Origin of the sequence: Fusicatenibacter faecihominis (genome assembly GCF_020686945.1) — a bacterium.
Taxonomy (GTDB): domain Bacteria; phylum Bacillota; class Clostridia; order Lachnospirales; family Lachnospiraceae; genus Limivivens; species Limivivens faecihominis.
Window position 1 is genome coordinate 15,526 of record NZ_JAJEPR010000022.1, and the last position, 13,194, is coordinate 28,719.

Genomic DNA, 13,194 nt, shown 5'->3' on the forward strand with positions numbered 1-13,194 from the left:
TCAGTTATATCATTCCGTTTATCACTGTTTCGTCATCTCTGAGAATCAGAAGCTGTCATATACCATTTATTGTTCAGGCAGATTATTTCCTTGTATAAAAAAGAAGACCGGAAATCCTGTCTGTAGGATTCCAGTCTTCTGTCTTGTTTTTTTCTATTTTCCCCTGACAATATCGTATGGGATGTAGGTTCTCTCCGGTACTTCTCTTCCTCTTATCCGATCGATCAGATATCTGACAGCCGTTCTCCCAATCTCTCCTTCTCCCTGCATAACATGGGTAAAAATCGGGCTGGCGTCATTTTTTTCATCAACGCCGTCAAAAAATATCAGTTCTTTTTCCTGATCTAAATTTAGCTTTTTCAATATCTTATAAGTCATAACAGCGGTCGTATGATCCACTGCCAGGAATGCAGTCACCTGGGGATTCTCCAGAATATAGTTCTCGATTCTGTGCTGATCCGCCTCTTCCTGTTCCTGTTTCCTGTCATGCTGCGGAACCATGGAACCGATATCCGTGATCCAGAGACCTTCGTTCGTCACAAGGTTATGTTCCAGATAGCTGTCCTTATAGCCCTCAAACCGGGCCTCCACCGTAGAAGTCCGAAGGAAGGGATGTGATAGAAAACAGATATTTTTATGACCATCCTCAAACAGAATGTCCATCAGTTCCTTCACCGCATTGTAGTTATCCGTTCCCACGCAGGGAATGGGTACTCCCTTCATTTCCCGGTCCACCAGGACAACCGGATATTTTTCCACAGAAAGCTTGAGCACTGCCGCATTATAGGTTTCACCCTGCACGCACATCAGAATGATGCCGCAGACCCCAAAGCCCCTGAGATCCTCGATGGCTTTCGCCTCCTCCTCCACGCTTCCGTAGGTACACCGCAGCATCATATAGTAGCCCTGCTCCCGGCATTCCCACTCGATACCGCAAACCAGCTGGCTTCCAAAGGCAACGCCAAAGGAATCGACGATCACTCCGATTACTTTTTTTCCTTCTGGCTGCCGTTCGATCAGGATTCCATCCACAATTTCATCTACTCTTTCACCGGAATAAGACACATAAGAACCTTTTCCCGGCATTCTCGTTATCATATTCTGCTCTGCCAGCATCTCCAGCGCTTTCTTGCTCGTGATACGACTCACATCATAGTTACTGGACAGTTCCTTCTCCGATGGGAGCCTGCTTCCCGAAGCATAAGTACCGTTTTTGATTCCGGCCAGCAGATCATTATAAATTTTCAGATATAACGGGTCTCTTTTCACCTTTTCACCTCTGTCACAAGCATTCACAAAGGAACGCTTTCCATTCTTTTTAAATGTATTATATGTATTATTGAATGACATGTCAATATAACATTTATCAGGTGAAACTAGACATTTTTCCCTTTTTACAGCGCTTTTCGCACATAAATCGCCTTTTTCGGGCACATTTCCTGGCAACAGAAGCAGGAGATGCAGCCTTTTTTCCGGAATTTCGCTTTTTTGTTTTCGATGCGGATGATGCCTGCGGGGCAGCTCTCGGCGCATTTTCCGCAGCCCACACAGAGTTTGGGATTCACCTGGGGGTAGGATTTGAGGAGGCGGGAGGCCACGAAGACGAAGGGTTTCCGCAAAAAGCCCGGCACGTTTCCCGTGAAATCCAGGCTGATGGAATCCGGCTTTTTAAAGGATGTGAGACCTTCCGGGACCGGGTCGCCCACAATCTTAAGTTCATCCGGTTTCGCGAGGCCTTTTTCCACGGCCTGACGAATCATGACAATCTCCATCGGATCAAGGCCCATGAGGCCTGCTGCAAAATAGTCCTGGGTCCAGATATCCCTGGAAGCCAGAAGAAGGTTCAGCGGATGGGAGGTGCCGCCGGTGGGGCCGTTTCCTTCCATGGCGTCGATGGCGTCAATGATCGTAAGATTCGGATTTACGGTCTCAGCAAGCTCCACCAGCATCCGGGAGAAATCCTCGATCTCAGGCCAGCGGTAGTGCATCTGCGGTTTCTCAAGGCCCGGAATCGTTCCGAAAAGGTTCTTGATGCCGCCGGAATAGCCGGTCATAGCATGGGTCTTGAGCTTGCAAATATTGATGATATAGTCTGCCTTCACGATCGGCGTGATGAGGTGAAAGCTGTGATTGGCAAAGCCTTCCCTGGTATTCACCGTTTCTGCGGAGCAATCCTCATTCAGGTGAATGCTGTCACCAATGGTATCCATACCACAGACGTGATAGATCCGCTTCATATGCTCCGGCGTATAGGGGCCACCGGAGCTCTCCGCCAGCGTGATATCCTCGATCCCCTGCTCCCGGAGCCATTCCGCCACAGCTTTTACCACCAGCGGATGGGTGGTTACCGGCGCCTCCGGCTTCTTCGCCATAACGAGGTTGGGTTTGATGACCACTTTCATGCCGGGCTTCAGATCTCTGGTAATATCCAGTGCATCCAGCATTTCCCGGATCGCCGGGGCGATGAGGGATTCTTTGTATTCTTTTACGGTTTTCAGTGTCTGAATCATAAAATAGCGTCTCCTGTCGTGCCTTTTAAACAGGCGTTTGTCCTTATTTTAACACGATCAGGGGCTGGCGTACAGGGAGTAAATCGGTGGAGTTTTTCTGTCAGCTGTCTTCAGCAGCATTCTGAAGAGCCGATTCAACACGGTCCACACATTCCTGTGCCCAGTCATAATCTTGGTCTGCAGCCAGTTGATACCACTTCAGTGCTTCTTCCAGATTGATTTCTGTATCATACCAGCCATTTTCATAGGTCCTGCCTAAACGTAGCATTGCAAGCCCATATTCATTGTTCGCAGCTTGTTTATAAAGCTCGATTGCCTTACTATAGTCCGGCTCCCCCAGCTGCCCATTTGCATACATATCTCCCAAAAGAACAGCTGCATAATTGCGACTATATCGCTTTTCGAAGCAGCTTTTTCAAGCCAGGATGCTGCCTCGGTATCGTCTTCTTTTGTTTCATTATAAGCCATAATCCGTCCCAGATTATAAGAGGAGACATTCACAAAAGTCTCATTGATATCGCCGTCACTTTCGGCTACCAGCTTATAATATCGAATGGCTTCTTCCTCATTTTTCTCATATCCATTATTTCCCTGACTATAATCTTCTGCCCGATCATATGCCGCCCGAAGCACACGTTCCACATTTTCCGTGTCTCCGGCCTCCCGATACGCTGCCAGCGCCTCCTCGTAATTTCCTTCTTCGTAATACTGCTCCGCGCTTTTCGTCGAATGGAAACCGACCTTTGCCGCGTAGGCTCCTCCTGCGATTACCACAGCTCCCAATAAAAAAATGGGCCATTTTCGTCTCCGTTTCGATGGAGACGCAGCGGTTGGAACCGGTTCTTCCGAACAGTATTCCAGAAGCTCTCTCATCGTTCCAATTCTGTCTTTTTTCAAAATGGCAAGCCCTTTTCTCATGCCTTCCTTCGTTTTTTCCGGAATCTCCAGGCCATTTATTACATTTTGAACCGTTTTTTCTTTTTCAGAATCCAGACGATCCATCGGTGTCGGCAGGTCTTTTCCTGACAGTAGGTAGTACATCGTCGCTGTCATCGCATACACATCGGTCCATGGGCCGATTTCGCCATTCGTTTGATACTGCTCCAGCGCCCGGAAGCCGTTCCTTAATACCATTGTAGATTGCGGCGCATTTTTTGCCTGTGCTTTTCCGAGGTCCTCTTTCTGCGTTTCCTTCAAAGGAGAAAGGTAACGACGGATTTTTCCGCTGTCTTCTTTTTAAGTTTCTTTCGTCTCATACAGGTCTTTTGCCACGCCAAGATCCAGCAGATGCACTTCTCCATCCGCATTAACCATGATGTTATCCGGGCAGATAGCCCCATGAATGATTCCTTTTTCATGAATCTTCGACAAATCTTTCATCACAGGGCATAAATACCTGCAGAGCTTCTCATAGGTCAGCTTTCCGCTCTTCATAACCATTTCCTTTAATGTCATGCCATCGACATGATTCATAACCCGATATACAGTTTCGTTTCCCATTTTTTCTCCTCCCTCTCACAATTTACGAGTTTTTCCGAATCAACTCCGGACAACTATCCAGAACCTTCATAATATTGCTTCTATTCACCCGATATTTTACTGCTGTAAGATTCTCAGGAGCAACCGTATTAATCTGCTTTTTCTCTGCAAATTTTGCCGCCTCTTTTCTCTTCTGCATAGCGGCTACTCTTTTTCCTATGTATACCTGCTCTACATCCTTACAGAACCAGACAAATTCATAGCCTTTATCCTTACAGAATTTTTCAGCATCTTCAAGAAATTTCCGATCTTCCTGTTTGCTGTCATAGTCATCGCAGTCAAAGCAGCAGATTACTTTTGACTGATTTGCTTTTGATGTGGCCCGATACTGAGAAATCAAAGAATCTATCTCTTTTTGCTTCTTTTTACTGCTGTAGTTTCCTTTTCCGTCCAGATATACTACGCTGAGTTTAAGCTGTGTACGCTCATATGCATAAAAATGTTCCACCGTATCTTTAATGTAGATCCAGTCAGAATTACATTTTTTATTGGTTTCGACGGTAAAGATCAGCTGAACTCCCATTATTCATCCTCCTCACCTGAACCAAATACGCTGATAAAGTCAATAGAATCCACGTTAAACGGCGAACCTTCAATCATGCCATTTCGGTAGAGTCTCGAAGGTGAATAATTACCGCTCTTTGTCCACGGATAAATTTTATGATCCTCCGACAAAAAATCGATGGATTTCTTTCGCTGTTTTAAGACATCCATGGGGCCTACATTGTGAGTCGTAAAACACAGCTGTCCTTTTCCATATTCCATCAGATATTCCAGTAAGGCACAGAGATAAACGTCATGAAGGTTCGAGTCGAACTCATCAATAAACACGATCCCACCGCGAACCATTTCGTTTAAATAGGCAAACAGGCGGACTAATTTCTTAATACCTGTACTTTCATATTCTGCATGAATCTTATAAGAATCATAGACCATAACCAGATCACAGACAAAAAAGTCCTGATTTTCTTTTCTGTCGATTTCTATAGCCTGTAAATCCGATTTGAAAATATGGAGAAACTCATATAAGCGATGGATCGTTTTTTCAAATTGCGCGTATTTTTCTTTTAAAACAAGGTTCCTCGTAACGGATATTACACTAAGGATATCGTTATCCATTCTCAAATAACTTTTAAGTACGGAAACATATTTGTTTTCATAACTTTCCATTGAATTTATCGCTGCAAATTCTCTGTGATCATCAGACTGATCCAGATAAATATGCAACTTGTGTCCCAAAATATAAAGGTTACTGATGGTATTAACAAAAACAATCTGGTTTTCCTGAATTTTCTTCCTGTTTTCATATAAAAACTTTCCACAAAGTAACGCACACATGGAAGTCGTCGACAATAAATTCATCGTTCTATTTATGACAGCAGTAGAAAAGGAATCCTCTTTTTTCTCTCCATAAAGAAAGTCCACTTTACCGGCAATTACCTTAAAAATCATTCCCAGCTCATCACTTTTCGATGTGGCTTTCCGAACAGCCAACGATTCCTGTGAAATTACATATTTTCCAGATACATCCTTTGCTAAAGTCACACAATATCGAAAACAAAACAAATCTTTTTTCAAGTCAACCAGATAATCAGCTTCCATAAACAGTTCTTTTGTTTTCTTATTTATAATCCCATCCAGATTTTTCTGCGTGATCGGATTATTTAAATAATCCGGATCAATCAAAAGATTTTTGAGAATCGCAACGGAGGTAATAATTCCTGACTTACCGGAACCATTCATACCATAAATTCCTTTGATGTTATATTCCTGCGTATCCATATCTCTGGAAATCGTCTTTTTATAAAATGATAGCGAAACCAATTGATCTAAGGTCTTTATTCCTCTGACCGAATAATTAAGTAAATAAATATCATTCATGATGTTTTCCCCCATTCTTAGTTCCACTATATCATATAGTTTCAGCAAAATAAATACAAAATGTATTTTTTATTATATCTATATTTACTGTTTTTATTCCCATAAAAAAACAGAAACCTCTTTTTTAAGATTCCTGCTTTTTGCTCTTATTATTTATTTACGCCACCCCAATCATCCTTCTGGCCTCGGTCAGGCGGCGGTCAAATTCTTCGTAGAAATCGCCGCTCCAGGGCTGGAGGAAGAAGTTCTGGAGGATGTAGAGGTTGATCTTTTTGGCGGTGGCTTCGTTGGAGAGATCGCCGAGGATGTGTTCCACGGCCTCCAGGAAGTAGTGCCAGTCGTTGACAAATTTCTCGTAACGAGAAAGTTCCGGGGTGTCGAGCCATTTTTTCAGTTTCACTTTGGTTTTTGGCTCTTTCTGGCACTCGCCGACCTGGAGAAAATACCGGAAGCTGCCACCTTCGTAGTAGCGTCCCATGGGGAAGAGGCGACAGACGCCGGGACGGATGCTGTGAATGCTGCAGCGGCCTTCCTTATTTAAAAAGGTGCAGACTTCTTCGGCGCCTGCCTCCAGAAGGTTGGGGAGAATCACGCCATCCACCACGTTGAGCTCCAGATGGCTGCCGATGAGCTGCTGGAAATCCATATGGAGGCCTTCTGTCAACCGGTATATGTCCAGCGGGTCCAGAATGATCGTTTTTCCCATGCCCCTGCAGCAGTCGGAGCAGCCGCTGCACTCGCCGCAGCCAATTTTTACCATATCTCCGGGGCCGTAAAAGCGGCCATCCCAGATTTCTTCAATACTTACCTGTCGTTTCATAATATATTTTTTCCTTTCTTTAAATCAGAGGTAACTAAACGGCAGCAAACCGTTACAAGAAGAGAAATATTTGCCCTCCGCTTTTTCTGCTTCTGTTGACATTCCCGACTGTCTGCGCTTATACTTGAAACAGAGCGGATCCACAAGGCTCATGCCTCCTTTGAGGCCTCCGGGCAGAAGTTGTCCAGTAAAAGCTGCTGCTCCCAACACTTACCTATGAAGGAGTTATTTTATGTCATATAAAGAAACCATTGAATCTTTTATCTATGATTATCCGATCCTGGAGTTTCATTATCTGGACCGGAAGGACCTGATTTTTTCGGAAAAGGTCCGCTTTCTGTGTGAACACGAATGTGAGCATTACGGCCATTCCTGGGCCTGTCCGCCAGCCATTGGTTCCATTGAAAGCTGTATCAAAAAATGCGAAAAATTTTCCAGGGCTTTTCTTTTTGCCACCATTGCCCAGGTGGAGGACAGCCTGAATTTTGAGGCCTGTCTCAAGGCCCGGAAGGAGCATGAGGACCTGACTCTGGAGCTTCGCGACCGTTTCCGCCAGGAATTCGGCGAAGTTCTGGCTCTCTCTACCGGCTGCATGCAGTGTGAAACCTGTGCCTATCCGAACGCTCCCTGCCGTCATCCGGACAAGCGGGTGGCCACCGTGGAAAGCCACGGAATCCTGCTTATGCAGACCGTAGAAGCCATGAACATCTGCTTCAATTATGGAAATGACACGGTCACTTATTTCACTCTGCTGCTCTTTAACGCCTGACAAAGCAAACAGCCCTTCCGCATTATCGGGGGCTGTTTTTCATTGCTGTCATACTCTCATGTTCTTTTTTCAGTTCTTCGTAAAGCATTCTGGAGGACCACTGGATGTTGTAGGGAGTCACCACCGCTTTTAAGGGAATCCGAAGCTTTCGCTCCTTTAGGGCTGCCAGAAGTGCATCCATGGCCTCACTGTCCAATCCGCAGAAAATCAGCATTTCGCTGCCTATTTTTTCTCCTGTGTCTTTGGCGTTGGTCTTTTTAAAGCCTGTGATCCCGGCCACATAGCCAAGAGGTTCGCCATAATTGGAGCTGCTCACCATTTTCACCTGATGGCCCAGGGCCGCCGCCAGGCTTTTCAACTCCCGTTCCGTTCCTTTTTCCAGTTCATATGCCAGTAACATTCCCATTGCACTCCCGCCTTCCTATTCTGTCTCTGCCTCTTCCCAGGCCTCTCCGGAACCGGCAGGAGCTGTCTCCTGGGTTTCATCCGTTTCTGAGGCTTTCACCGTCACCTCCACCACGCAGTTGGTGGCTTCGCCGTCGTACAGCACCGGAACCGTATAGACGCCCGGCGTGTTGACGTCCAGCGCCGAGGTATCGTAGGTCACTTTTTCGTAGTCAAAATGATTGTTTAGGAAGAAAACCTCTGTCCGGAACTCCGGCATCTGCCCCTCGTATACCTCCCGGTACAGAGTGATGGAGTTGTTCTTTTTCAGAAGGGGATTCTCGTCCCTGTGCCACACTTGAAAGGCCAGCACCAGAAGGATCAGAAGAGCCATCGCGCTGAAACAGGTGGGTTTCAGCTTTAAAATTTTTCGGATTCCTGCTGTCTGCTTTTTCTTTTGCTGCTTTTTCATGGATCGTCTCCTCTGCCTTTTCTGTCATTTTTCCCTCACACTTTACTTTAATTTTCCCACGTTGCCCCCTTACTGTCAACCAAAAAAACCGCTTCTCCCGGATTTTTCCAGGATAGCGGTTTGATTTTACAGCATAAAACTTAAAGCTCCCAGAACGCCGTTACTGATCAGCGCCATGATCACGCCTGCCAGGAGAACGCCGCACATAACAGCCACGACGCTGGACTTGAAATCCATATCCAGAAGGCTGGCTGCCAGGGTACCTGTCCAAGCTCCGGTTCCGGGAAGGGGGATTCCCACGAAAAGGAGCAGGGCAACGAAGAGGCCTCTGCCCGCTTTTGCCTGGAGTTTTTTGCCACCTTTTTCGCCTTTTTCCAGGCAGAAGGTGAAAAATTTTCCGATGACGGGTTTATCGGAGCCCCATATCAGCACTTTCCGTGCGAAAAAATAGATGAAGGGCACCGGAAGCATATTTCCGATAATGCAGATGATGTAGGACGGGATCAGAGGCAGTCCCATTCCCACAGCCACGGGAATGGCTCCTCTCAGTTCAATGATGGGCACCATGGAAATCAGAAATACCCATAAATATTTTCCAATCAAAATGTTTCCTCCTTGTTTTCTATGCTGTTACTATTGTATACGAAATGTGATTCTTGTACAACCATTTTCTATCGTCTGATTTATCTCAGAAACAGAAGGATGATAACAAGAAGGACGGCAACGGCAATGAGGATTTTTCCGGAAAGATTTCTGGATTTTTCCGTAGTTTCTTTTCCAGAGCACCAGGCATTGATGGCGGCCCTGGCCTGTGCTTCCTTCTCTTCCTCCACCTGGATCTCTCTTCCGTAAGCGCCGTTTCCACCGTAAATATCATGATAAACATGCTCTCCCAGGCTTTTCTCCTCCGCCTCGATCCCGTTGGCCTGAAGCACCGCCTGAATGCGGGCAGCCTCGTCGGCGTCTTTGGCGTAATAAACGGTTATTTTTTTATTCATTGGTTCCTCCGATCTACACCCCAATCTTCGGGCAGATGTCTTTCAGGCAGCAGCGGTCGCAGTAGGGTTTGGTACGGGCGGTACAGACTTCGCGGCCGTGCATGACCAGGCGGTGGCAGAAATCGCTGCCTTCCTCCGGAGGAATGATTCTCCAAAGGGCCATCTCGACTTTTTTCGGCTCTTTGATGCCGTCCACAAGGCCCATGCGGTTGGTCAGGCGGATGCAGTGGGTGTCTGTAACAATGGCAGGCTTGCCGAAAACGTCACCCATGATAAGGTTGGCACTTTTTCTTCCCACACCCGGCAATTTTAAGAGGGCATTAAAATCATCGGGTACTTTTCCGCCGTACTCATCCCGCAGCATACGCATACAGGCGCTGATGTCCCGGGCTTTGCTTTTTCCCAGACCGCAGGGTCTTACGATGGCTTCGATCTCCTCGGGCCCGGCCTCTGCCAGGGCATCGACCGTCGGGTATTTCGCATAGAGATCCTGCACGACCACATTGACTCTGGCATCGGTGCACTGGGCTGCCAGCCGTACACTTACCAGAAGCTTCCAGGCTTCATTATAATCCAGGGTGCAGCCTGCATCCGGATACTCCTTTTTCAAGCGCCGGATAATCTCCAGCGCCAGCTCTTCCTTTGTCATTGATATTCTCCTATTTTTCTCTGAAGCCAGAACACCGTCTGCTTCCAGAATTGTTCTTTTCTGATTCTATCACACCCTGCCTCTTCTCTCAACCTTCCTTTTTCATTTGTGTAAAAAGAATCCTGCCTGAAAGTTTTTTGTATAACAGGCAGCTCCATTGTAATTTCCCGTTATATAAAAAATACCCCGGCAAGGCATGCTTACCAGGATATTTTCTCACATTTTCTTATTCGTAATCTTCGATGCGCCACTCGTCCAGCCAGTCGATGTAGACTTTGTCGCCGTCGAAGCGGAGGGGCAGCCATACATAGTCGGCAATGGAGGTATTGTGCATGTCAGGCATATTCAGGCGGTCGTCGGTCTGCTCTTCTTCTCTCCAGTCACCGCTGAAAATGCGCTCAAAGGTTTTCGCGTACTCTTCGTATTTCAGGTCCATGAGCTTCGGGAGCCAGCGGTCGGCACAGGCAATGTAGAGATCCTTTTTACCAGGCACCTTAAATACGGAAGAGATCTGAGAATGGAAGGAAGTATGGCTCGGATCGTCCACATGGGGATCGCCCTGAACCGTGTAAGGGCCATGCCAGGTATCTGCGATGGCTGCCTCAGAGGGGTTCGGAAGATAGCCGGTGGTTCCGGAGGTCAGGAGGTAATGTTTGCCTTTTCTCTTAAAATGAGCGGTAGCTTCCCGTACGAAGGGCGGCTGGGTATGGGGGAAATGCGTGCTGTAATAGCCCGTCACATCGGTGTAATCCGGTGTCAGATCCGCGCAGATCGTCTCACTGTGAACCCGCTCGAAGTAATAGTAGGCCTTTCCGTCCTCGGCTACTGCCAGGTCAAAATCGCCGGCGCTCATATTCAGAGGCTTTAAGCCTTCCCTCACTTTCGTGTAGGGGCCAAGGATGTTGTCTGCGGTGAGAACCGTCTCGGTCTGGGTATTGTCCTTATTCATGATCTTCAGCCAGGCCACATATTTCTTCGTCGAAGCATTGTAGATGATGTGGGGACGGTCCATGCAGGCTTCCGGATTCAGGGAAGAATCGGGATCGTCAGGTTCCGGCGGGATGATGAGACCTTTGTCCTCCCAGTTATAGAGGTCCGTGGATGCATAGCAACGGACGCCCCAGTGCCAGATCTTGTTTTCGCCGGTGGTTTTCTCTTTATTCTCTCCATACCAGTAGTAAACGCCGTCTACATAGATGATGGAGCCGCCGTGGGCCTGGATTCGGTTGCCGTTTGTGTCCAGCCAGACCTGGCCCGGACGGATACTATTATATTTCATAAGTTATTTTCCTCCTTATATAAATCACTCTTTTACGCCGCCCAGCGTAATACCTTTGACAAAGTATTTCTGGAAAAACGGATAAATCAGAAGAATGGGCAGGATGCCTACGGTTGCGATCGCCATACGGACAGTGGTGCTGGGCATCTGAATGTTCATGTTTCCGGTTGCGGAAGCACTCTGCCGCAGGGCGTTGATGTTTTCGTTGATGTTGTTCAGAACGATCTGAATCGTATAATACTGGCCGCCGCCGCGCTCTGTCAGATAGTACATACCGTTCTGCCAGTCGTTCCAGTAGCTCAGAGCTGTCATCAGGCCGATAGTGGCGATGATGGGCAGGCTTAAGGGCATCACAATCCGGAAGAAAATGCCGAACTCACTAGCTCCGTCCAGTCTTGCCGCCTCGATGAGGCTCGCCGGAATGCTGTTGGTGAAATAGTTGCGGACCAGAATGACGTTGAAGGCGTTCATCAGAAGGTTCGGAACGATCAGCGCCCAGATCGTGTTGCGGACGTGGAAATAGTTCACATAGCTGTAGTAGGTGGCTACCAGGCCGCCGTTAAAAAGCATGGTAAAAACCATCATAAAGCTCAAAAGCTTCATGCCCGGCACTTCCTGCTGGCAGATGGCATAGGCGAAAAGAGTCGTTACCATGATGCTGGCTGCCGTACCGAAAATTGTCACGACAATCGTCATAAGGTAAGCCCGACCGATGGTCGCCCACTGAACCGCAATGTAGCGGTAAGCATCCAGACTCCAGGAGCCCGGGAAAAAGCTGAAGCCGTTGGCTGTGGCCCAGGTGTTATCCGTAAGAGAGGCTACGATCAGCAGGATGAAAGGAAGCAGGGCCAGAAGAGCCAGAATCCCGCAGACAAGGTTTGCCAGGATCTGGGTATTTCGATATTCTTTTGATTTCATTTTCCCCACCTCCTAGAACAGTGCGCTGTTTGACTCATAGCGCTTCACCAGTTTGTTTGCTGCAATGATCAGTATAAAGCCAACCACAGACTGGAAGACGCTGGCCGCACTGGACATGCTGTAATCGTTGTTTTTCATCAGAGCCTGATATACATAGACATCCAGGGTTCTCGTCACGGAGTAAAGGGCTCCGCTGTTTCTCGGCATCTGATAGAACAGACCGAAGTCGGAACGGAAGATCTGGCCCACACTCAGGATAAACAGCGTGATGAGGGTCGGTTTCAAAAGGGGCAGGGTGATGTATTTGATCTGCTGCCACTTGCTGGCTCCGTCGATCTTCGCCGCCTCAAAGTAATCCATGCTGATGCCGACAACGCTGGAAAGGTAGATGATCATGCTGTAACCCACGCTCTTCCAGACAGAGACGAAAATCAGAATAAAAGGCCAGTATTTTTTCTCCTGATACCAGTTGACCGCCTCAAGTCCCAGCGGTTCCAGAATGCTCTTGTTGAACATACCTGTCTCTGCTGAGAGAAAGGTATAAGCAAGATAGCTTACGATAACCCAGCTCATCAGATAGGGAAGCAGGATCAGGCTCTGGTAAGCCTTCTTTGCCACACGGCTCTGAATCTCATTGATCAGGATGGCAATGGTAATAGCAAGGGCATTTCCCACAATGAAAAAGGCCACATTGTAAAGAATCGTGTTCCGGGTGATGATCCAGGCATCCGCGGATGCAAAAAGGAATTTGAAGTTTTTAAAGCCTACCCAGGGACTTCCCCAGATTCCCTCGCGGAAATTCAGCTTTTTGAAAGCGATGGAAATTCCGAACATAGGAATGTAGTTGTTGATCAGCATATACAGAAATCCCGGTAGTGCCATCAGATAAAAAGGCCAGATCCGTTTCCAGGAAATTTTCTTTTTTGCCCGTTTCTTACTCATTGTGTTCCTCCTGTCTCTGATAGAGCCGGAGAA

General features: G+C 47.2%; 17 protein-coding genes. 1 reads left to right on the top strand and 16 read right to left on the bottom strand.

What is annotated here, in order from left to right:
* Nucleotides 1–153 precede the first annotated feature (153 nt).
* From LKD71_RS12255 to LKD71_RS12290, 8 genes are all read right to left on the bottom strand, one after another.
* Nucleotides 154–1,269 (bottom strand): GntR family transcriptional regulator, encoded by a 1,116-nt coding sequence (locus LKD71_RS12255; RefSeq protein WP_227615631.1) that lies wholly within the window; start codon nt 1,267–1,269, stop codon nt 154–156.
* Between the two features lie 125 nt (nt 1,270–1,394).
* Nucleotides 1,395–2,510, bottom strand: coding sequence for a DUF362 domain-containing protein (locus LKD71_RS12260; protein WP_227615632.1), 1,116 nt, complete (start codon nt 2,508–2,510; stop codon nt 1,395–1,397).
* A 100-nt stretch (nt 2,511–2,610) separates the two neighbouring features.
* Nucleotides 2,611–2,868, bottom strand: a complete 258-nt coding sequence (locus tag LKD71_RS18175; RefSeq protein ID WP_408611001.1) for a tetratricopeptide repeat protein — start codon at nt 2,866–2,868, stop codon at nt 2,611–2,613.
* Nucleotides 2,766–3,644: an SEL1-like repeat protein gene (locus LKD71_RS12270; RefSeq protein ID WP_227615634.1), complete on the bottom strand. Its 879-nt coding sequence runs from the start codon at nt 3,642–3,644 to the stop codon at nt 2,766–2,768. Before LKD71_RS12270 ends, LKD71_RS18175 begins: the two co-directional genes overlap by 103 nt.
* Nucleotides 3,645–3,746: 102 nt before the next feature.
* Nucleotides 3,747–4,010, bottom strand: a complete 264-nt coding sequence (locus tag LKD71_RS12275) for a protein kinase domain-containing protein (protein WP_227615635.1) — start codon at nt 4,008–4,010, stop codon at nt 3,747–3,749.
* A gap of 22 nt (nt 4,011–4,032) precedes the next feature.
* On the bottom strand, nt 4,033–4,572 hold the full coding sequence (locus LKD71_RS12280; RefSeq protein ID WP_227615636.1) for a hypothetical protein: 540 nt from the start codon (nt 4,570–4,572) through the stop codon (nt 4,033–4,035).
* Nucleotides 4,572–5,930: an ATP-binding protein gene (locus tag LKD71_RS12285; RefSeq protein WP_227615637.1), complete on the bottom strand. Its 1,359-nt coding sequence runs from the start codon at nt 5,928–5,930 to the stop codon at nt 4,572–4,574. The genes LKD71_RS12280 and LKD71_RS12285 overlap by 1 nt, the downstream gene beginning before the upstream one ends.
* Before the next feature lie 157 nt (nt 5,931–6,087).
* A complete protein-coding gene (locus LKD71_RS12290; protein ID WP_227615638.1) occupies nt 6,088–6,750 on the bottom strand; it encodes a YkgJ family cysteine cluster protein in 663 nt (220 codons plus the stop codon).
* A gap of 232 nt (nt 6,751–6,982) precedes the next feature.
* Between LKD71_RS12290 and LKD71_RS12295 the strand changes: the two genes are divergently transcribed.
* Nucleotides 6,983–7,519 carry a DUF2284 domain-containing protein gene (locus tag LKD71_RS12295; protein ID WP_178046255.1) on the top strand — a complete coding sequence of 179 codons (537 nt, stop codon included), beginning with the start codon at nt 6,983–6,985 and terminating at the stop codon, nt 7,517–7,519.
* Between the two features lie 22 nt (nt 7,520–7,541).
* On the opposite strand, the gene LKD71_RS12300 is transcribed toward LKD71_RS12295, so the two are convergent.
* From LKD71_RS12300 to LKD71_RS12335, 8 genes are all read right to left on the bottom strand, one after another.
* The gene (locus LKD71_RS12300) at nt 7,542–7,925 is read right to left on the bottom strand and encodes a DUF3783 domain-containing protein (protein ID WP_227615639.1); all 384 of its coding nucleotides are present in this window, start codon (nt 7,923–7,925) and stop codon (nt 7,542–7,544) included.
* A gap of 15 nt (nt 7,926–7,940) precedes the next feature.
* On the bottom strand, nt 7,941–8,375 hold the full coding sequence (locus LKD71_RS12305; protein ID WP_227615640.1) for a hypothetical protein: 435 nt from the start codon (nt 8,373–8,375) through the stop codon (nt 7,941–7,943).
* 126 nt (nt 8,376–8,501) lie between these two features.
* On the bottom strand, nt 8,502–8,942 hold the full coding sequence (locus tag LKD71_RS12310) for a COG2426 family protein (RefSeq protein WP_408611002.1): 441 nt from the start codon (nt 8,940–8,942) through the stop codon (nt 8,502–8,504).
* A 116-nt stretch (nt 8,943–9,058) separates the two neighbouring features.
* Nucleotides 9,059–9,373 (bottom strand): putative signal transducing protein, encoded by a 315-nt coding sequence (locus LKD71_RS12315; protein WP_178046259.1) that lies wholly within the window; start codon nt 9,371–9,373, stop codon nt 9,059–9,061.
* A 13-nt stretch (nt 9,374–9,386) separates the two neighbouring features.
* Entirely contained in the window at nt 9,387–10,022 is a 636-nt protein-coding gene (locus LKD71_RS12320) for an endonuclease III domain-containing protein (protein ID WP_227615642.1), read from the bottom strand.
* A 226-nt stretch (nt 10,023–10,248) separates the two neighbouring features.
* Nucleotides 10,249–11,301 carry a family 43 glycosylhydrolase gene (locus tag LKD71_RS12325; protein WP_227615643.1) on the bottom strand — a complete coding sequence of 351 codons (1,053 nt, stop codon included), beginning with the start codon at nt 11,299–11,301 and terminating at the stop codon, nt 10,249–10,251.
* A gap of 24 nt (nt 11,302–11,325) precedes the next feature.
* Complete coding sequence (locus LKD71_RS12330) at nt 11,326–12,219, bottom strand: carbohydrate ABC transporter permease (RefSeq protein WP_227615644.1); 894 nt, start codon at nt 12,217–12,219, stop codon at nt 11,326–11,328.
* Nucleotides 12,220–12,231: 12 nt separating this feature from the next.
* Complete coding sequence (locus LKD71_RS12335) at nt 12,232–13,161, bottom strand: ABC transporter permease (protein WP_227615645.1); 930 nt, start codon at nt 13,159–13,161, stop codon at nt 12,232–12,234.
* Nucleotides 13,162–13,194: the final 33 nt, after the last annotated feature.